Origin of the sequence: Sphingopyxis selenitireducens (assembly GCF_051550705.1) — a bacterium.
Taxonomy (GTDB): domain Bacteria; phylum Pseudomonadota; class Alphaproteobacteria; order Sphingomonadales; family Sphingomonadaceae; genus Sphingopyxis.
The window spans coordinates 770,783-788,703 of record NZ_JBPULG010000001.1 but is presented as its reverse complement, the minus strand read 5'-3'; the positions used below and the strand labels follow the sequence as shown (position 1 = coordinate 788,703).

Annotated in this window: 18 protein-coding genes and 1 pseudogene; 12 read left to right on the top strand and 7 right to left on the bottom strand. The window is 64.4% G+C overall.

Annotated features, from left to right (window positions below):
- Positions 1 to 40 precede the first annotated feature (40 nt).
- Both ACSYDV_RS03660 and ACSYDV_RS03655 read left to right on the top strand, forming a co-directional pair.
- Positions 41 to 2,296, top strand: a complete 2,256-nt coding sequence (locus ACSYDV_RS03660; protein WP_438322380.1) for a spermidine synthase — start codon at positions 41 to 43, stop codon at positions 2,294 to 2,296.
- The gene (locus tag ACSYDV_RS03655) at positions 2,293 to 2,847 is read left to right on the top strand and encodes a gamma carbonic anhydrase family protein (protein ID WP_438322379.1); all 555 of its coding nucleotides are present in this window, start codon (positions 2,293 to 2,295) and stop codon (positions 2,845 to 2,847) included. The genes ACSYDV_RS03660 and ACSYDV_RS03655 overlap by 4 nt, the downstream gene beginning before the upstream one ends.
- Positions 2,848 to 2,986: 139 nt before the next feature.
- Here ACSYDV_RS03655 and ACSYDV_RS03650 read toward each other — a convergent pair whose 3' ends face one another.
- The 6 genes from ACSYDV_RS03650 to ACSYDV_RS03625 form a co-directional block, all read right to left on the bottom strand.
- Positions 2,987 to 3,559 (bottom strand): urate hydroxylase PuuD, encoded by a 573-nt coding sequence (locus tag ACSYDV_RS03650; RefSeq protein ID WP_438322378.1) that lies wholly within the window; start codon positions 3,557 to 3,559, stop codon positions 2,987 to 2,989.
- Between the two features lie 80 nt (positions 3,560 to 3,639).
- Complete coding sequence (locus tag ACSYDV_RS03645) at positions 3,640 to 4,323, bottom strand: inner membrane-spanning protein YciB (RefSeq protein ID WP_438322377.1); 684 nt, start codon at positions 4,321 to 4,323, stop codon at positions 3,640 to 3,642.
- Positions 4,320 to 5,246, bottom strand: coding sequence for a signal recognition particle-docking protein FtsY (gene ftsY, locus ACSYDV_RS03640; RefSeq protein WP_438322376.1), 927 nt, complete (start codon positions 5,244 to 5,246; stop codon positions 4,320 to 4,322). The genes ACSYDV_RS03645 and ftsY overlap by 4 nt, the downstream gene beginning before the upstream one ends.
- Complete coding sequence (locus ACSYDV_RS03635; protein ID WP_438322375.1) at positions 5,243 to 6,484, bottom strand: MiaB/RimO family radical SAM methylthiotransferase; 1,242 nt, start codon at positions 6,482 to 6,484, stop codon at positions 5,243 to 5,245. The genes ftsY and ACSYDV_RS03635 overlap by 4 nt, the downstream gene beginning before the upstream one ends.
- Positions 6,481 to 7,287, bottom strand: a complete 807-nt coding sequence (dapF, locus tag ACSYDV_RS03630; RefSeq protein WP_438322374.1) for a diaminopimelate epimerase — start codon at positions 7,285 to 7,287, stop codon at positions 6,481 to 6,483. The genes ACSYDV_RS03635 and dapF overlap by 4 nt, the downstream gene beginning before the upstream one ends.
- Before the next feature lie 50 nt (positions 7,288 to 7,337).
- Entirely contained in the window at positions 7,338 to 8,978 is a 1,641-nt protein-coding gene (locus ACSYDV_RS03625; RefSeq protein ID WP_438322373.1) for a putative bifunctional diguanylate cyclase/phosphodiesterase, read from the bottom strand.
- 247 nt (positions 8,979 to 9,225) lie between these two features.
- On the opposite strand from ACSYDV_RS03625, the gene ffh reads away from it, so the two are divergent.
- The 4 genes and pseudogenes from ffh (at position 9,226) to ACSYDV_RS03605 (ending at position 13,378) form a co-directional block, all read left to right on the top strand.
- A complete protein-coding gene (ffh, locus tag ACSYDV_RS03620) occupies positions 9,226 to 10,680 on the top strand; it encodes a signal recognition particle protein (RefSeq protein ID WP_438322372.1) in 1,455 nt (484 codons plus the stop codon).
- A 41-nt stretch (positions 10,681 to 10,721) separates the two neighbouring features.
- Positions 10,722 to 11,159 (top strand): annotated as a pseudogene (gene rpsP / locus ACSYDV_RS03615) (30S ribosomal protein S16); the annotation flags it as partial.
- A 162-nt stretch (positions 11,160 to 11,321) separates the two neighbouring features.
- Positions 11,322 to 11,819 (top strand): ribosome maturation factor RimM, encoded by a 498-nt coding sequence (gene rimM / locus ACSYDV_RS03610; RefSeq protein WP_438322371.1) that lies wholly within the window; start codon positions 11,322 to 11,324, stop codon positions 11,817 to 11,819.
- A gap of 41 nt (positions 11,820 to 11,860) precedes the next feature.
- Positions 11,861 to 13,378 (top strand): serine hydrolase domain-containing protein, encoded by a 1,518-nt coding sequence (locus tag ACSYDV_RS03605; protein WP_438322370.1) that lies wholly within the window; start codon positions 11,861 to 11,863, stop codon positions 13,376 to 13,378.
- An 89-nt stretch (positions 13,379 to 13,467) separates the two neighbouring features.
- Here the strand turns inward: ACSYDV_RS03605 and ACSYDV_RS03600 are convergent, their stop codons facing one another.
- Positions 13,468 to 13,668 (bottom strand): hypothetical protein, encoded by a 201-nt coding sequence (locus ACSYDV_RS03600; protein WP_438322369.1) that lies wholly within the window; start codon positions 13,666 to 13,668, stop codon positions 13,468 to 13,470.
- A 101-nt stretch (positions 13,669 to 13,769) separates the two neighbouring features.
- Here ACSYDV_RS03600 and ACSYDV_RS03595 point away from each other — a divergent pair, with 101 nt between their 5' ends.
- The 6 genes from ACSYDV_RS03595 (at position 13,770) to ACSYDV_RS03570 (ending at position 17,904) form a co-directional block, all read left to right on the top strand.
- Positions 13,770 to 14,687 carry a LysR substrate-binding domain-containing protein gene (locus tag ACSYDV_RS03595; RefSeq protein ID WP_438322368.1) on the top strand — a complete coding sequence of 306 codons (918 nt, stop codon included), beginning with the start codon at positions 13,770 to 13,772 and terminating at the stop codon, positions 14,685 to 14,687.
- Positions 14,684 to 15,010 carry a hypothetical protein gene (locus ACSYDV_RS03590; protein ID WP_438322367.1) on the top strand — a complete coding sequence of 109 codons (327 nt, stop codon included), beginning with the start codon at positions 14,684 to 14,686 and terminating at the stop codon, positions 15,008 to 15,010. The genes ACSYDV_RS03595 and ACSYDV_RS03590 overlap by 4 nt, the downstream gene beginning before the upstream one ends.
- A complete protein-coding gene (gene trmD, locus ACSYDV_RS03585) occupies positions 15,007 to 15,744 on the top strand; it encodes a tRNA (guanosine(37)-N1)-methyltransferase TrmD (protein ID WP_438322366.1) in 738 nt (245 codons plus the stop codon). The genes ACSYDV_RS03590 and trmD overlap by 4 nt, the downstream gene beginning before the upstream one ends.
- A gap of 5 nt (positions 15,745 to 15,749) precedes the next feature.
- On the top strand, positions 15,750 to 16,124 hold the full coding sequence (gene rplS / locus ACSYDV_RS03580; RefSeq protein WP_438322365.1) for a 50S ribosomal protein L19: 375 nt from the start codon (positions 15,750 to 15,752) through the stop codon (positions 16,122 to 16,124).
- A 102-nt stretch (positions 16,125 to 16,226) separates the two neighbouring features.
- On the top strand, positions 16,227 to 16,835 hold the full coding sequence (locus ACSYDV_RS03575; protein ID WP_438322364.1) for a DUF1287 domain-containing protein: 609 nt from the start codon (positions 16,227 to 16,229) through the stop codon (positions 16,833 to 16,835).
- Between the two features lie 43 nt (positions 16,836 to 16,878).
- Entirely contained in the window at positions 16,879 to 17,904 is a 1,026-nt protein-coding gene (locus ACSYDV_RS03570; RefSeq protein ID WP_438322363.1) for an aspartate-semialdehyde dehydrogenase, read from the top strand.
- Positions 17,905 to 17,921 lie beyond the last annotated feature (17 nt).

Below are 17,921 nucleotides of genomic sequence, written 5' to 3'. Positions count from 1 at the left end.
ACATCACTTACTCACTTTCACGCCTGGCATGGGAAACCGCATGACCGCTTCTGCTTCGCCGCGCCGCTGGCTGTTCGTCATGACGATCCTCGTCGGCAGCTTCCTGCTCTTTCTCGTCCAGCCGATGGTGGCGCGGATGGTGTTGCCCAAATTGGGCGGCGCTCCCGCGGTGTGGAACAGCGCGATGCTGGTCTATCAGGCGCTGCTGCTCGGCGGCTATGCCTATGCCCATTGGCTCGGGCGGTTTCAGATACGCCGCCAGGCGGCGATCCACGTCGCATTGCTCGTCGCTGCAGCGCTTTGGCTGCCGATCGGCATAGCGAACATCGCACCGCCCGCAGCGGGGCAGGAGGCTTTGTGGGTGCCCTTGCTGCTGATCGCGTCGATCGGTCCGGTCTTTTTCGTCGTCGCGGCGCAGGCTCCGCTGATGCAGCGCTGGTTCGCCGCCGACACCCGCGCAGGCGATCCCTATATTCTTTACGCGGCATCGAACCTCGGCAGTTTTGCCGGGCTGATCAGCTATCCGGCGCTTGTCGAACCGTCGCTGCCGCTCGCGGCACAAAGCTGGGGCTGGACGGCGGGCTATGCGTTGCTGGTGGCGCTGGTCGCGATCAGCGCGGCGACGCGCTGGCGGGCCGGAGCGGAGACGGTCGGCGCAGAGGTTGCGGAAGCCGGCGAAGCGCCCCCGACGCTCCGGCGCCAGATCCACTGGCTGTTGATCGCTGCGGTGCCGTCGGGGCTGATGCTGTCGACCACCACGCATCTCACCACCGATATCGTCGCGATGCCCTTGCTGTGGGTGTTGCCGCTCGGGCTGTATCTGCTCAGCTTTGTGATCGCATTTTCGACGATGGACCGGCTTGTTCAGACGATCACCGTCGTTGCCCCCGCCGGTCTCCTGGCGGTGGGCGGGCTGTCGCTGCTGAGTTCCGGCGGCGGGTCGATGACGATCGCGCTTTCCAGCCTCGCGATGCTGTTCCTCGTCGCGACCGCGCTGCACGGCTATCTCTATCACCTTCGCCCCGCGCCGCGGTATCTGACGCTCTTCTACCTCATCATGTCGGCGGGCGGCGTGCTCGGCGGGCTGTTCGCCGCGCTGTTTGCGCCGCTGGTTTTCGACTGGGTGTATGAACATCCGTTGCTCGTCCTCGCGTCGGCGATGCTGCTGCCACTGCCGGCGCTGTTCCCGTGGGACCAGTGGCTGGGGCTGAAGCCGCGCGCCGCGCGATTGGCCGCCGCGCTGCTCGTCGCCATTGCGGCCTTTTCCTGCTGGAAGATGGTCGACGGCTGGACCGGCGCGATTGACGACGTGATGTGGTGGGGCATCGCCATTTTCGTTATCGGCCTGCTCGTGATCGGTTGGCGCTGGGCTTTCGTCCCGGTTCTTGCCTTGTTGATGCTCGGCCTGGGCGGCTGGGACACGGTGCAGGAAAGCTTCACCGGCATGCGGGTCCGCAGCTATTTTGGCGTTTATACGGTCACCGACGATCCTCAGCGTCAACAGCGGCGCCTTGCGCATGGGACGACGCTACATGGGCTGCAGCGCACCGACGCCGGAAAGCAGCTGGAGCCGACAACCTATTATGGCCACCAGTCGGGGGTCGGGTTGACGCTCGACAAGGCCGAAGCGCTCGCCGGTCCCGATGCGGCGGTCGGTATCGTCGGGCTGGGGGCGGGGACGCTTGCCTGCTATCGCAAGCCCGGCCAGCAATGGACGATTTTCGAGATTGATCCGGTGATGGTGGACATCGCGCGCGATCCGGCGAAATTCACCTTCCTTTCCGAATGCGCGGGCGACACGCCGATCGTCCTCGGCGACGCGCGACTGCAGCTTGCGAACCAGCCGCCGGGGCGTTTCGATATTCTCGTCATCGATGCCTTTTCGTCCGACGCCATTCCGCTTCATCTGATGACCAAGGAGGCAGTCGGCATTTATGCGCGGGCGATGAAGCCCGACGGCGTGCTGCTGATCCATATTTCCAACCGCTTTTTCGATCTGGAACCCGTGCTGACTGCCGAGGCAAAGGCACGGGGCTGGAGCGCGGCGATCCGCAAGGATCCGGGGCCGATCGGCGACGATTTCAGCGACCTCACCGGGTCAAACTGGGTTGTCCTGACCGCGACGCCGCAGCGTATGGAGCAGTTGACCGGCGGCATCAGGCCGCGCAAGGACGCCGAAGACGAAGGTGCCTGGGTGCCGCTGAAGGCGCGGGCGAATTTCGAACGCTGGACCGACGATTACGCTTCGACGTTGCCGGTCCTTATGTGGAAGCATCTGATCGGAAACCGCGAATGATCTATCCCGACGTCAGCATCATCAGCATCAATGGCAAGACGCCCCAGATCGACCCCAGCGCCTTTATCGCGCCGGGATGCCGGATCATCGGCGATGTCGTCATCGGGCCTGATGTCAGCATCTGGTATAATTGCGTGCTGCGCGCCGACGTCAGCCGGATCGTCGTCGGCGCGCGGTCGAACATCCAGGACGGCAGCGTCGTTCATTGCGACGGTCCGATGCCCCACCGTCCCGAAGGCTTTCCGACGATCATCGGCGAAGATGTGCTGATCGGCCACCTTGCCATGGTGCACGGCTGCGTCCTCGACGACCGCGCCTTTGTCGGGCTGAAGGCGACGGTGATGAACGGATGCCGGATCGGCAGTGATGCGATGCTGGCGGCGGGCGCGCTGCTGACCGAGAATAAGGAGATCCCGACCCGCGAGCTGTGGGCTGGATCGCCGGCGCGGCGGGTGCGCGAGATCGACGATGCGCAGGCGGCCGGGATGCAGGTCGGGGTTGCGCATTATGTGATGAACGGCCGGGCGCACAAGGCGGCGGTGGAATCCTGATCGTCGCCCCCGCGAAGGCGGGGGCCGCCATCGGCGGTGCGCAAGGTTGCCAGCGGCCCCCGCCTTTGCGGGGGCGGCGGAAATGAAAAAGGCGCCCCGGTTTCCCGGAGCGCCTTTTCTTTTTCAGTCTTTGGCCCGCTTAGCTGAAGTTCACCATCGCATAGAGCATCGGGATCGACAGCAGGGTGTTGGTCCGCGAAAAGATCATCGCGGTGCGTGCGGCCTTCGCCTTGGTCGCATCGTCGGCTTCGACAAGACCCAGCGCCTTTTTCTGGTTCGGCCAGATCAGGAACCAGACGTTGAACGCCATGATCAGGCCCAGCCACATGCCGACACCGATCAGCTTATAGGGATCCTGAAGGCCCAGCGCGGGCGCAAGATATTTCGCATGGCCGGCGATCGCGACGCCCAGCAGGACGGTGATCAGTGCCGCCCAGCGGAACCAGAACAGCGCGGCAGGCGCGATATGCTTCGACACGCCGGGCTTCAGTTCGGCCGGAATCTTGGGCATCGTCGGCATCTGGACGAAGTTGAAATAATAAAGCAGGCCGATCCACAGCACGCCGAAAAAGGTGTGCAGCCAGCGCATGATGGCATTGCCGGCGGCGATGCCATCCTCGAAATTCTGGCCATTGAGGCCCAGCATCAGGATGATCGCCAGCACGAGGCCCGCCCCCAATACGGCGTGCAGATTTCCGAAAAACTTGTCCATTGCAATTCCCCCTCTGTTATCCGGCGCGGGCAGCGACCCTTTGCCAATAACAGCTGCTATGCCAGCGTCGGGGGAATGGCTCAACCTTGCTTGTCAGCCGCAGGGTCTTCGGGCAGCGCGAGGCCGTTCTTCATCATCACTGGCAATTGGGTCAAGGTGAAGACGAAGGAGAGGGCGGTGATCCCCCAGACCTTGACCGTCAGCCAGGTGTCGAAACTGAAATCGCCGCGCTGGATCATCAGATACATGATGTGATTGGCGATGCCGAGAGCGCCGAAGAACAGTCCCCAGTTGCGCGACAGGAGCAGCCAGCCCCGCTCGGTGACGCCTTCGAGCGCCGATTGCAGCAGATATTTGAGCATCGGTTTCCCGAACCACCAGCCGCCGAGCAACAGGACCGCAAAGGCGCCATAGATGATCGTCGGCTTCATCACGATGAAGCGTTCGTCGTGGAACCAGATGGTCAACGCACCGAAACCGATGACGAGGACACCCGACAGCCACAGCATCGGCGAAATCTTGCCCAGCTTCCATTTCGATACCGCCATGGCGACGATGATCGCGGCCATGAAGGCGACGGTGCCCTTGATCGCACCGGTAGTCGAGGCAAAGGCGCTTGTCCCGCCCGAGGTGAATTTATAGGTGAGGAAAAAGACCAGCAGCGGGCCGAAATCGATCGCGAAATTGAGCCAGCCATGTTTGGCGGGCGGGGGCGCGGGGACGATCTCCGGGCCGGAGGGCAGCTGTTCGAGCGGTTCGCTCATCGTATATTTCCTGCAATGATCGCGGCGATCTCGTCTGCGTCGAAGGGGCGAAGGTCGTCGATGGTTTCGCCGATGCCGATCGCGTGGATCGGCAAGGCATGGCGTTCGGCGGCGGCAACCAGAACGCCGCCGCGGGCGGTGCCGTCGAGCTTGGTCATGACAAGGCCCGTGACCCCGGCAACTTCACGAAACACGTCGATCTGCGACAGGGCATTTTGTCCGGTCGTCGCGTCGAGCACCAGCACGACATCGTGCGGCGCGGCGGGGTTGAGGCGGCCGAGGACGCGCTTGATCTTGGCGAGTTCGTCCATCAGCTCGCGCTTGTTCTGAAGCCGCCCGGCGGTGTCGACGATCAGAACGTCGATGCCGGTCGCGGTCGCCTGTTTGACCGCGTCGAACACGATGCCAGCTGAATCGCCGCCCTCGGGTCCCGCCATGATCGGGATGCCCAGCCGTTCGGCCCAGACCCTGAGCTGGCCGATCGCTGCGGCGCGAAAGGTGTCGCCCGCGACGAGCATCACGCCATAATCCTGTTCCTGGAACAGATGCGCGAGCTTGGCGATGGTGGTCGTCTTGCCCGACCCGTTGACCCCGATCACCAATATGACCTGCGGACGCGGAAAGGCGTCGATCTCGAGCGGTTCGGCGACGGGGCGGAGGACCATCGCGATTTCCTCGGCGACGATCTTGCGCAGCTCCTCGACGCCGCTGGCGACGGCATCGCGCCGGGCCGCCAGGCGGTCGCGGATACGTCCGGCCATGGCGGGGCCAAGGTCGGCGGTGATCAGCGCCTCTTCGATCCGGTCGAGATCGTCATCGTCGAGGCGCGACTTTCCGGTCAGCCCCGCCAGATTTTCGCCCAGCCGTTCCGATGTGCGCTTGAGGCCGCCGAACAGTCGCTCGCTCCAGCTTGAGCCGCTCATGCTGCGATGTCCTTGTGGATTTGGGCGGCGATCATGCGGTCACCGTCGCGGTTTGTCAGTTCCACCGCGATGACGGTGCCGGGTGCGGCGGGAGCTGCCAATGCGAGCGGAGCAAAATTCTCGGCATGGCCGGTCAGGCCGTCGCGCTCGACCAGCATGCTCGCCGTCGTTCCCGTCTGGGCGTCGAGCCAGCCATGCCGGCGGCGGGCATTGGCTTCGCGCAGCCGCGCCGCGCGCTCGCGCGACAGGGCGCGGCCGACCTGCGGCATCCGTGCGGCGGGGGTTCCGGCGCGCGGGCTGTAAGGAAAGATATGGCCAAAGACGATGTCGCAATCGTCGATCAGCGCCAGCGAATTGGCGAACATAGAGTCATCCTCGGTGGGAAATCCGGCGATCAGGTCGGCCCCGATCGCAATTTGGGGGCGGGCGGTCTTCAGCCGCCGGACCAGTGCGACCGCGTCGGCGCGGCTGTGGCGGCGCTTCATGCGTTTCAGCACCATGTCGTCGCCAGCCTGCAGCGACAAATGGACATGCGGCATCACGCGCGCCTCGCCGGTCAGCAGCGCGAACAGCGCATCGTCGATGCGGTCGGGGTCGAGCGACGAGAGGCGCAGCCGGTCGAGGCCGGGAAGCGTGAGCAGCGCCTCGACGAGTGCGGCGAGCGTGGTGCCGCTGTCGTCGCCATAGCTGGCCAGATCGACCCCGGTCAGGATGATCTCGCGCTGGCCGCGATCGAGGGCGGTGCGGGCGGCGTCGAGGATGGCATCGACGCTTGCCGATCGCGCCGCTCCGCGTGCCATCACCGTCGCGCAAAAGGTGCAGCTGTGCGAGCAGCCGGTCTGGACGCCAAGAAAGGCGCGGGCATGATCGGCGCCGGAGAGAGCGGGGGCGTAGGGCTGGGGACCGGCCGGCGATGCGGGCTCGTCGCCATAGCTCGCAGCCAGCCCTTTCGCGTCGTTTCGAACCACGCGGGCGCCCATCTCGGCAAAGCGTTCGGCCTCCAGCTCGGCCGCGCATCCGGTGACGACCACCGTGGCATCGGGACGTTCGCGCAAGCTGCGCCGTACTGCTTGCCGCGCCTGCCGTACCGCTTCGTCGGTGACGGCGCAGCTGTTGAAGATGATGGCGTCCTGCACACCGGCCTGCATTGCGGCGGCGCGCACGGCTTCGCCCTCGGCGATGTTCAGCCGGCATCCGAAATTGACGACTTCGACCTGGCCCGTGACGGCAGCGTTCATCCGAACTGCGCCCAATCGGTCTCGCCCTCGAACACCCGGGTTGCGGCGCCGCTCATGATGATCGGCTCGCCCGTCGCCCAGCGGATGATCAGGTCGCCGCCGGGCAGCGCAATGGTGACGGGCGATTGGACAAGGCCGGCGCGGATCGCAGCGACGGCGGTCGCGCAGGCGCCGGTGCCGCACGCCTGGGTAAGGCCGACGCCGCGTTCCCACACGCGCAGCTGAAGCCGGTCGGGGCCGTCGAGGCTCGCGACATTGACGTTGACGCGTTCGGGAAACAGCGGGTCGGTTTCGATCCGCGAGCCGAGTTCGTCGAGCGCAACGGCATCGGCTTCGGGCACGAAGAAGATGATATGCGGATTGCCGACATTGACGGCGGCGCCATGTTCCAGCTCGTCCCATGCGACCGGCATGTCGCGCGTGTCCATCGGCATCGCCAGCGGGATATGCTCCCAGTCGAAAACGGGTTCGCCCAGCGTGACTTCGGCGCCACCATCAGCCGGCGTGACGCGCAGCATGCCGCCCAGCGTTTCGATCACCGCGGGCTTGCCGATCAGGGTCGCGACGCAACGCGTGGCATTGCCGCACGCCTCGACCTCACCGCCATCGGCGTTGAAGATACGCATGCGAACGTCGGCGCTGGTCGACGGTTCGAGCAGGATCAACTGGTCGCAGCCGATGCCGTGGCGCCGGTCGGCGATCGCATGCGCGCGCGCCGGGGTCATCTCGACGGGGGCCGCGCGCGCGTCGATCACGACAAAGTCGTTGCCCAGCCCGTGCATCTTGGTGAAGCGATCTGCCATAGCCGCGCATGTAAGGGCGCGGGCCCGCGAAGTCTAGCGATGCGGGTGGGTCAGGCCGACTTGCGCAGCGGTTCGGCGTCGGACGTCGACGCACCGGTCGCAGGCGGCAACGATGCGCGCAGCAGGTCGCGATCGGCGAGCATGCGCGCGGTGTCGGTCGCGGACATGGCGCGGCCATAATACCAGCCCTGGCCTTTGGCGCAGCCGAGCCGCGTCAGTTCGCTCGCCGTCGCCTCATCCTCGACCCCCTCTGCGGTGATCGGCATCGCAAGGCTTTCGCCGAGCCGGACGATGGCGACAATGATCGCCAGCGTGTCCGGGCTGCCCCGCATGGCGGCAATGAAGCTGCGGTCGATCTTGATCCGGTCGAACGGCAGCGCGCGCAGATGCGACAGCGAACTATAACCGGTGCCGAAATCGTCGAGGCTGAGCGACACGCCCTGATTTTTCAGGCTGGTGACGATCGAGCGGACGAGCGGCAGATTTTCGAACAGCGAGCTTTCGGTGATCTCGACCTCCAGCTGGCTGGCCGGGAAGCCGGTCTCGACCAGCAATTTGGTCAGTTTCTGGCTGAACCAGGGGTCTTTCAATTGCTGCGGCGAAATATTGACCGCCAGCATGATCGACGGGTCCCAGGCTTTGGCGGCTTCCATCGCCTCCTTGATCACCTGCAACGACAATTCGCCGATCAGCCCGCTTTCTTCGGCGATCGGGATGAAGCGTTCGGGCGGGATCATGCCATATTCGGGCGATTCCCAGCGCATCAGCATTTCAAAGCCGACCAGCCGCCCGCTGGCGATATCGACTTGTGGTTCGAAATGCGGGACGAACTCGCCGCGCGGCATGCCCTCGCGGATGCCGGTTTCGATCTGGTTGCGGACCTGCACTGCCATCTCCATCCCGTTTTCGAACCAGATATGGCGGTTCCGTCCCTTGTCCTTGCAATGATACATGGCGATGTCTGCCTGGCGGACCATCGTTTCCATCACCGCGCTGGCGTCGGTCGCCAGCGAAATGCCGAGCGATGCGCCGATGCGAATCATCTGCGCGTCATGCGCGACCGATTCTTCGAGCGCCGCGACAAGCTGGGCGGCAAGCGCGTCGATGTCGGGCCGCGCGGCGGGCTCGAACGGCAGCATGGCGACAAATTCGTCGCCGCCGAGCCGCGCCATGGTCGCGCTGGGCGGCAGGATGGCCGAAATGCGCTCGGCCGCGACGTGCAGCACGCGGTCGCCCGCAGCGTGGCCGTGAATGTCGTTGACCGTCTTGAAATGATCGAGGTCGAGCAGAAAGAGCGCGACATGGCGTCCCTCGGCGGTGGCGTCGGCGATCAGCCGCTGTCCTCTGGCCAGCAGTGCGCGGCGATTGAGGAAGCCGGTCAGCGGATCGGTGTCGGCGAGGTAGCGGGCGCGTCGTTCGGCTTCGGTGCGCTCGCGGATTTCGCGGTTCAGATCCTTGTAGCGGCGCCAGCCGAACAGGATCAGCGCGATGTTGAGAATCAGTGCAACCGACAAGACCTTGTCGGGTCCGCCGCCGATGCCGATAAGGGTGCCGACGACTGCCTGCATGACCTTGCCGCCGGTGCCGACGAACAACAGGGTCGCCGCAATGACGACTCCGCCCGCGATGATGTCGCGTTTGGCACCCTCGCTGCGATCATATGGCTTCGGCTCGGTCATAGCTGCTGACATATATATATTCCCCACACACGCTGCCTTTTGGGCGCAGAGCGATGAAATTTGCGTTAAGCAGCGAGCCGCCCGCGCGCCTTGCCTTTGCGCGCCGATTTGTGTAGGGAGCCCGCGTTCGGACACATATTGCGTCCGGGCATATCGACTCCGCGACGGAAAAACTCTGTCCACGGATAACGCTGGTTGGCGAGGTTTCGCTCACCGGCGTCTTTTGCGTTGCGGGCCGAGGAAGGGATTTGAAGGCGCCATGTTCGACAATCTGAGCACCCGCCTGGGCGATGTTTTCGGGAAGCTCCGCGGCCGCGGCGCGCTGACCGAGGATGATGTGCGCGCAGCGATGCGCGAAGTGCGAATCGCCCTGCTTGAGGCTGACGTCGCGCTGCCCGTCGTGCGCAGCTTCGTCGATCAGGTCACCGAACTCGCCATCGGTCAGAATGTCCTGCGTTCGGTCACCCCGGGGCAGCAGGTCGTCAAGATCGTCAGCGACGCGCTGACCGAAATGCTTGGTTCCGAAACCGCCGAGCTCGATCTGAACGTCGCCCCGCCCGCCGTCATCATGATGGTCGGTCTGCAGGGTTCGGGTAAAACCACGACGACCGCAAAGATCGCGAAGCGGCTCAAGGAAAAAGAACGCAAGAAGGTGCTGATGGCGTCGCTCGACGTCAATCGCCCCGCCGCGCAGGAACAGCTAGCCGTCCTCGGCACCCAGATTGACGTCGCGACGTTGCCGATTATCGCGGGCCAGCAGCCGGTCGAAATCGCCCAGCGTGCGATGCAGGCGGCAAAGCTGCAGGGCTATGACGTTCTGATGCTCGACACCGCGGGCCGTCTCCACGTCGACCAGCAACTGATGGACGAGATGCAGGCGGTGTCGCGCACCGCCAATCCGGCCGAAACCCTGCTCGTCGTCGATAGTCTGACGGGTCAGGACGCGGTGCAGGTCGCACAGCGCTTCACCGATCAGGTGCCGCTCACCGGCGTCGTGCTCACCCGCATGGACGGCGACGCGCGCGGCGGTGCCGCGCTCTCGATGCGCGCCGTCACCGGCAAGCCGATCAAGTTCGCGGGCACGGGTGAAAAGCTGGGCGAGCTTGAACTTTTTCAGCCGTCGCGCATCGCAGGCCGCATCCTCGGCATGGGCGACGTCGTCAGCCTCGTCGAACGCGCGGCCGAAACGATCCAGGCCGAAGAGGCCGAGGCGATGGCGGCGAAGATGGCCAAGGGCATCTTCGACCTCAACGACCTTCGCACCCAATTGAACCAGATGCGCCGCATGGGTGGCCTCGGCGCGCTTGCCGGCATGATCCCCGGGATCAAGAAGGCGCAGGCGCAGATGGCGGCGGGCGCCGCCGACGACAAGATGCTCATCCATTTCGACGCGATCATGGGGTCGATGACCCCCAAGGAGCGCGCGAAGCCCGAAATCCTGACCGCGAAGCGCAAGATCCGCATCGCCAACGGTTCGGGCACGACGGTGCAGCAGGTCAACCGGGTGCTGAAAATGCATCAGGAAATGGCCGGCGCGATGAAGAAGATCCGCAAGATGGGCGGGCTCAAGGGGCTCGGCGCGCTGTTCGGCAAGGGCGGCGGCATTCCCGGTATGGGCGGCGGCGGTGCGGGTGGCCTTGGCGGGCTTCCCGGCCTGGGCGGTGGTGGCGGCATTCCGCCAGAACTCGCCAACCTTATGAATAAAAAGAAATAATTCGACTGAACTTCCAAACTTTAAAACTGAAGGAAAATATCATGGCAACCTCCATTCGCCTCGCACGCGGCGGTTCGAAAAAACGTCCCTATTACAAGATCGTCGTCGCCGATTCGCGCAGCCCGCGCGATGGCCGCTTCATCGAGCGTATCGGCAGCTACAACCCGCTGCTCGCCAAGGATAATCCCGAGCGTATCAAGCTCGACGCCGATCGTGCGAAGCATTGGGTCTCGGTTGGCGCGCAGCCGACCGACCGCGTCGCCCGCTTCCTCGACGCTGCTGGCGTCCTCGAGCGCACCGCGCGTAACAACCCGAACAAGGCTGTCCCGGGCGAAAAGGCCAAGGAACGCGCCGAAGAAAAGGCTCAGAAGATTGCTGACGCTGCAGAAGCTGCTGCTGCTGCCGCCGCCGCTCCGGCGCCGGAACCCGAAGTGGTTGAAGAAGCTGCTGCTCCCGAAGCCGCTGAATCGGATGCAACCGGTTCGGTGAAGAGCGAAGAAACCGCTGAAGCCGTTGCCGACGCCGTGGCTGAAGAAGTCCCCGCCGACGCAACCCCCGCCGACGCGACCGCGATCGCCGAGGAAGTCGCCGAAGGCGGCCCGGCTGCTGAAGCTGGCGAAGAAAAGGCCGAGGGCTAAGCCTTGGTCGACGCGTCGCGCCCCGTCACCCTCGCCGCCATCGCTGGTGCGCACGGGGTACGGGGCGAGGTGCGCCTCAAATTATTCGGCGAAGGCGCGGAGTCTCTCCGCGCCTTTTCCGTTTTCGACGCGGGGACAAGCAAACTGACGCTCAAATCGGTGCGTCCGGCAAATCAGGGCGCGGTTGCGACCTTTGCCGAAGTCACCGACCGCAGCGCCGCGGAGGCGCTTCGCGGCACGTTGCTGACCGTCCCGCGTTCGGCGCTGCCGCCGCTGGGCGAAGGCGAATATTATCATCACGATCTGCTGGGCCTGCCGTGCGTTTCGACCGATGGCGAAGCGGTGGGCGAAGTCGTCGCGATCGACAATTTCGGTGCGGGCGACATCCTCGAAATCCAGCGCCCGAACGGCAAGCGTTTCATGGTGCCGATGAATGCAAACGCCGTTCCCGAATGGGGCGAGCAGGTGGTGGTCAACGCCGCCTTTGTTGCCGAGGCCTGACCGCGCTGATAGCGTCGCCCCAATCGTTAAGGGGGAATGGCATGCGCTGGAAATCGGGATTGGCTTTTGCGTTGCTGTCGGCGGCTCCGCTTCCGGTGCTGGCGCAGGATGACGCGCCCAAAAGCCTCGACCGGCTTGCTCCTGAAATCGACGCGCTGTTCGCGAAATTTCAGGCCGACGCGCATGTCCCCGGCATGGTTTACGGCATCGTCAAGGATGGCAAGCTTGCCTATGTAAAGGGCGTCGGCGTTCAGGATCTGACCGCCAAACGCCCCGTCACCGCCGACAGTCTGTTCCGCATCGCGTCGATGACCAAGGCGTTCACCGCCTTGTCGATTCTGAACCTGCGCGACGAGGGCAAGCTGCGCCTCGACGATCTGGCCGAGCAATATGTGCCCGAAATGAAGGGCTGGACCTATCCGACCAGCGACAGCCCGCGCATCCGGGTCCGCGATCTGCTCCAGCATGTCGGCGGCCTCGTCACCGACGATCCGTGGGGCGACCGGCAACAGGTGTTGCCGCATGAGGACTTCGCCCGGATGATCGCGGCGGGTGTGCCGTTCAGCCGCGTGCCGCAGAGCCAGCACGAATATTCGAACTTCGGCTACGCGCTGCTCGGCCGGATCGTCACCGCGGCGTCGGGCATGGCCTATACCGCATATGTCCAGAAGACGATCCTGACCCCGCTCGGCATGACGAGCAGCGGCTTCGATGCGCCGAACGCGCCCAAGGCGCGCTATGCGCTTGGCTATCGCTGGGAGAATGAGCGCTGGTCCCCCGAACCCGAGATGATCGATGGCGCGTTCAACGCGATGGGCGGGCTGCAGGTCAGCGCCAATGACTATGCCAAATGGGTCGCCTTCCTGCTGTCGGCCTGGCCGCCGCGCGACGATGCCGACACCGGACCGGTCAAGCGCGCGACGGTGCGCGAAATGGCGCAGGGGCTGAATTTCGTGTCGGTGGCGAACCGCATCGGCGCGAGTGGTCCGACGGCGTGCAAGCAGGCCGCTGCCTATGGCATGGGCTGGCGCGTCGCGCAGGATTGCGACCTTGGCCTGACGCTCGCGCACGGCGGCGGCTATCCGGGCTATGGCAGCCATGTGATGCTGATGCCCGACCATGGCGTCGGGGTGTTCGCGCTGTCGAACCGCACCTATGCCGGGCCGTCGTCGCCGGCGTGGGACACCGCGGTCGCGCTGGATAAGGCGGGGCTGCTTGAGGCGCGCGCCGTGCCGGTGTCGCCTGCGATCGCCGATGCCTATGCGGCGGCAAGGGCAGCTTATGCTGCGGGCGACCTCGGTCCGCTGCGGGGCAAGCTCGCGATGAACTTCCTGCTCGACCGTTCTGCCGAAAACTGGGCGGCGGAATTTGCGAGGCTCAAAGCCGAGGTTGGCGCCTGTCCTGCGGCCGAGCCGCTGGCACCGACGGGCGCGATGTCGGCCGCTTTCCGCCTCGATTGCGAAAAAGGGAAACTCGACGGGGTGCTGTTGCTGGCCCCGACGACGCCCGCCACAATTCAGGCCCTGCGCCTGCGCGTCGTGCCGCCTGAAAACCGATAGGGTTTACGGGGTGAGGCCCTGTGCAAGGAGCGGCCTCACCCCGTTTTCCTGCCGAACCCAGGTTTCTTCATCAACCCGGGGGCCGGATATTATCGCGCCCGCCGGGGCTCCGCGCCGCAACGCGCCGCGATCCGGGTGAAGGCGCTGTCTTCGCCCGGCGCGCTGGGCAGGGCGATCCATTCGCCAAGCCAGCGGAAGGGGGTGGCGAGCCAATGGAGGCCGCGGGTGATATCGGCGCTGAAATGGTCATGACCCTCATTCCAGGCGCGCATGAAATGCTCGTCTTTCATCGTTCATCTCCTTTCGCTTGATGGGGAGAATATGCACGCACCCGCGCCAGGCGGCCAACAAAAGCCGTAGACCATATCATAAGCTGAACTTATAAAGCTGTATGCCCAGGCTGCCGCCCCTTGCTGCCATACGGACCTTCGAAGCCGCCGGTCGTCTGGAGAATTTCTCGCGCGCGGCCGAGGAACTGGGGCTGACGCAGGCGGCGGTCAGTTATCAGATTCGCCAATTGGAAGATCGTCTCGGCCGCGCTCTCTTCGTGCGCGAAAAGGGCCGCGTTCGGCTGTCCGAAACCGGACAGCGCCTGCTCCCGGCGATCAGCAATGCCTTTGCGACCATGGCCGATGCCTTTGGCGCGCTCAGCAATGATGATGCCGATGTGTTGACGATCAATGCCGCGATCACCTTTGGCGGCACCTGGCTCAGCGCGCGCATCGGGCGTTTTCAGCTTGCCTATCCCGATCTTGCGGTGCGGCTGTTGATGTCGAACGATCTGGTCGATTTCGATTCCAGCAATGTCGATGTCGCGATCCGCACCGGCGGCGGTCTGTGGCCGGGCCTGCGCAGCGATTTCCTGTTCCGCAGCTATGTGACGCCGCTTTGTTCGCCGATGTTCCGCGACGCCCATGCGATCGCGGCGCCCGAGGATTTGCTGCGCGTCGAGCGGCTGGCGCCCAATGATCCGTGGTGGGCGGGATGGTTCGCCGAGGCGGGAATCGGCACACCGCCCGCGCCGCGCCGCGGCGTCGAACTCGACAGCCAGCTTCAGGAATCGACCGCGGTACAGGGCGGCTTCGGGATCGCGCTGATGACGCCGCTTTACTGGCAGGTCGAGCTCGACAGCGGGCGGCTCGTGCGGCCGTTCGACACCATCTATCAGCCCGGAACCGGCAACTATCTCGTCCACCGCGACAACCGCGTCGGGGTACGCAAGATCGAGCGGTTTCGCGAATGGCTGCACGAGGAGATGGAGAAGGATCGCCACTTGCTTCCCGACGAGTTATGGGAGCCGCTATCATGAGCATCGTTCCGGCCATCTCTCTGATCTCGTTCATGCTGCTGATGCAACTCGGGATGATGCTCGTGTATCGCGCTTCGCTACGTCGTGCGGGTAAGGGCGGGGTTGGTTTCCGGGAAGCCGTGATCGTCGCTCCCGTGATCGTGCCGACATTGCTGTTGATCCCGGTTATGATCGGATTGTGGGCCTATTCAGCTGCTTTTGGTTGGGCGCTTGCCGTTTCTTTCCTTTGGTGGGGGCCGGTTGGCGCTGTTTTGGCATGGCTGTCGGGGCACGGCTTGATGCGGTGGACTTGGCGCCAAATTTATGGTGAGCGCCGGCCATGACCTTCACCGCTGTTCCCCTCACCCTGTATCCCGACATGTTCCCCGGTCCGCTGGGGCACAGCATGGCGGGGCGCGCGCTCGAAAGCGGGACGTGGAATTGCGCCCCGGTGCAGATCCGCGATTTCGCAACGGACAAGCACCGCACCGTCGACGATACGCCTGCGGGCGGCGGCGCGGGAATGGTGCTGAAGGCCGATGTGCTCGCCGCCGCGGTCGATCATGCCAGCTCCGCGCATCCGGGCCTTCCGATCCTTGCGATGACGCCGCGCGGCACCCCGATTACACAGGCGCGTGTGCGGAGTCTTTCCGCCGGTCCCGGCGCGATCATCCTCTGCGGCCGCTTCGAAGGCTTTGACGAGCGAATTTTCGAGGCGCGCGACATCGAACAAGTGTCGATGGGCGACATCATCCTGTCAGGCGGCGAGATGGGGGCGCTGTTGCTGCTCGACGCTTGCATTCGCCTGCTTCCCGGCGTAATGGGCGCGGCTTCTAGTGGTGACGACGAATCGTTCGAAAACGGTTTGCTCGAATATCCGCACTATACCCGACCCGTGAACTGGGAAGGGCGCACGATCCCCGAAGTGCTGCGATCGGGGGATCATGCGAAGATCGCGGCCTGGCGGAAACAACAGGCACAAGATCATACACGGTTACGCAGGCCGGACCTTTGGGAGCGTCATATCGATGCTCGGGCCCGACCTGCCTCTGGCGCGCGGCGAAAAGAAAAGGACTAGAGGACATGAACCTCATCCAGACGATCGAAGCCGAAGAAATTGCCAAGGCTGGCAAGACGATCCCCGAATTCCGCCCCGGCGACACGCTGAAGGTCGGCGTGAAGGTCGTCGAAGGCGAACGCACCCGCGTGCAGAATTTCGAAGGCGTGTGCATCGCACGCTCGAACAAGGGCATGGGCTCCAACTTCACCGTGCGCAAAATGTCGTTCGGCGAAGGCGTCGAGCGCGTTTTCCCGCTCTATTCGCCCAACATCGATTCGATTACCGTCGTCCGTAAGGGCGCTGTCCGTCGTGCGAAGCTTTACTATCTGCGTGGTCGCACTGGTAAATCGGCACGTATTGCGGAGCGCCGCGACAACCGGTCGGAAGCCAAGAGCTAAGGCTAAGGAGAGCTACTCTCCCCCAAAGCCGAAACAGCTTTCCAAAACGACCGGTTCCGCCAACAGGCAGAGCCGGTCGTTTTCTTGTGGGCAAAGCAAATCATGCATCAGCGAGTGCCATTTCAGCCGACACGGCGCGCCTTCATCGGCGCCGCATTGGCGTTTGGCATGTCGGGCGGGGCTTTGGCTGCGACCGGCGCGCAGCGACTGGTTGCGGCGGCGCGGAGGCAGGTCGGCGTCACCCTGACCTATGATCCGGCCTATAGCGTGCTGGCGTTTCCGGGCGGCGATGTTCCCCGCGCCAAGGGCGTGTGCACCGACGTCCTGATCCGCGCCTATCGCGATGCGATGGGCGCCGACCTTCAGGCGCTTGTAAATGCCGACATGCGCGCTAATTTTGGGGCTTATCCGAAAAACTGGGGGCTGCGCCGCCCCGACCGCAACATCGACCACCGGCGGGTGCCCAATCTCGCGGCCTACTGGAAGCGGCAGGGGGCGGCACTGCCCGTCACCACCGATGCCGCCGACTGGCGTCCGGGCGATGTCTTTACCTCGCTGATCGGGGGACGCCTGCCGCACACGGGCATCGTGTCCGACCGCAAGACTGCCGCCGGCGTGCCGCTCGTCATCCACAATATCGGGGCGGGTGCGCGCGAAGAAGACGCCTTGTTCGACCACAGGCTGACCGGCCATTTTCGCTGGAAGGTCTGATCTTCGTTTTTCAATCACGGTTATTACGTTGAGGAGTGAGTAAATGGGTTATCGTATCGTTGTCGCCGGAGCCACGGGCAATGTCGGGCGCGAAGTGCTCGCCATTCTCGCCGAGCGCGAATTCCCGATCGACGAACTGGCCGTTGTCGCCTCGTCGCGCAGCCAGGGACTCGACGTCGAAATCGGCGACACCGGTCGGACCGTGAAATGCCAGAACATCGACAATTTCGACTGGGCCGGCTGGGACATGGCGATTTTCGCGATCGGCAGCGACGCGACCAAGGTTCACGCGCCGAAAGCCGCCGCCGCAGGCTGCGTCGTGATCGACAACAGCTCGCTCTATCGCATGGACCCCGACGTGCCGCTGATCGTGCCCGAAGTGAACCCCGACGCGATCGACGATTATAAGAAGCGCAATATCATCGCGAACCCCAATTGCTCGACCGCACAGATGGTCGTCGCGTTGAAGCCGCTGCATGACGCTGCCAAGATCACGCGCGTCGTCGTCTCGACCTATCAGTCGGTGTCGGGCGCGGGCAAGGCCGGCATGGACGAACTGTGGAACCAGACGCGCCAGATTTTTGTCGGCGACGAGAAGGATGTGCAAAAGTTCACCAAGCAGATCGCCTTCAACGTCATCCCGCACATCGACAGCTTCCTCGACGACGGCTCGACCAAGGAAGAATGGAAGATGGTCGCCGAGACCAAGAAGATCCTCGATCCCAAGATCAAGGTCACCGCGACCTGCGTTCGCGTGCCGGTGTTCGTCGGCCATTCGGAAGCGATCAACATCGAAATGGAAAAGGAATTGTCGGCCGAGGACGCGCAGAAGATTCTGCGCGAAGCGCCGGGCGTGATGCTCGTCGACAAGCGTGAGGACGGTGGATACATCACCCCCGTCGAATGCGTCGGCGACTATGCAACGTTCGTGTCGCGCGTCCGCGACGACAGCACGGTCGACAACGGCCTGAACCTGTGGTGCGTCAGCGACAATCTGCGCAAGGGCGCGGCGCTGAACGCGGTGCAGATCGCCGAACTGCTCGGCCGCCGCCACCTGAAGAAGGGCTGATCCTGTGGCGCGGCGGA

What these genes read in the sequence shown, in the direction of transcription:
- ACSYDV_RS03660 (WP_438322380.1), top strand. Translation starts at nt 41, where the DNA reads ATGACCGCTTCTGCTTCGCCGCGCCGCTGGCTGTTCGTCATGACGATC.
- ACSYDV_RS03655 (WP_438322379.1), top strand. Translation starts at nt 2,293, where the DNA reads ATGATCTATCCCGACGTCAGCATCATCAGCATCAATGGCAAGACGCCC.
- ACSYDV_RS03650 (WP_438322378.1), bottom strand. Translation starts at nt 3,559, where the DNA reads ATGGACAAGTTTTTCGGAAATCTGCACGCCGTATTGGGGGCGGGCCTC.
- ACSYDV_RS03645 (WP_438322377.1), bottom strand. Translation starts at nt 4,323, where the DNA reads ATGAGCGAACCGCTCGAACAGCTGCCCTCCGGCCCGGAGATCGTCCCC.
- ftsY (WP_438322376.1), bottom strand. Translation starts at nt 5,246, where the DNA reads ATGAGCGGCTCAAGCTGGAGCGAGCGACTGTTCGGCGGCCTCAAGCGC.
- ACSYDV_RS03635 (WP_438322375.1), bottom strand. Translation starts at nt 6,484, where the DNA reads ATGAACGCTGCCGTCACGGGCCAGGTCGAAGTCGTCAATTTCGGATGC.
- dapF (WP_438322374.1), bottom strand. Translation starts at nt 7,287, where the DNA reads ATGGCAGATCGCTTCACCAAGATGCACGGGCTGGGCAACGACTTTGTC.
- ACSYDV_RS03625 (WP_438322373.1), bottom strand. Translation starts at nt 8,978, where the DNA reads ATGTCAGCAGCTATGACCGAGCCGAAGCCATATGATCGCAGCGAGGGT.
- ffh (WP_438322372.1), top strand. Translation starts at nt 9,226, where the DNA reads ATGTTCGACAATCTGAGCACCCGCCTGGGCGATGTTTTCGGGAAGCTC.
- ACSYDV_RS03605 (WP_438322370.1), top strand. Translation starts at nt 11,861, where the DNA reads ATGCGCTGGAAATCGGGATTGGCTTTTGCGTTGCTGTCGGCGGCTCCG.
- ACSYDV_RS03600 (WP_438322369.1), bottom strand. Translation starts at nt 13,668, where the DNA reads ATGAAAGACGAGCATTTCATGCGCGCCTGGAATGAGGGTCATGACCAT.
- ACSYDV_RS03595 (WP_438322368.1), top strand. Translation starts at nt 13,770, where the DNA reads ATGCCCAGGCTGCCGCCCCTTGCTGCCATACGGACCTTCGAAGCCGCC.
- ACSYDV_RS03590 (WP_438322367.1), top strand. Translation starts at nt 14,684, where the DNA reads ATGAGCATCGTTCCGGCCATCTCTCTGATCTCGTTCATGCTGCTGATG.
- trmD (WP_438322366.1), top strand. Translation starts at nt 15,007, where the DNA reads ATGACCTTCACCGCTGTTCCCCTCACCCTGTATCCCGACATGTTCCCC.
- rplS (WP_438322365.1), top strand. Translation starts at nt 15,750, where the DNA reads ATGAACCTCATCCAGACGATCGAAGCCGAAGAAATTGCCAAGGCTGGC.
- ACSYDV_RS03575 (WP_438322364.1), top strand. Translation starts at nt 16,227, where the DNA reads ATGCATCAGCGAGTGCCATTTCAGCCGACACGGCGCGCCTTCATCGGC.
- ACSYDV_RS03570 (WP_438322363.1), top strand. Translation starts at nt 16,879, where the DNA reads ATGGGTTATCGTATCGTTGTCGCCGGAGCCACGGGCAATGTCGGGCGC.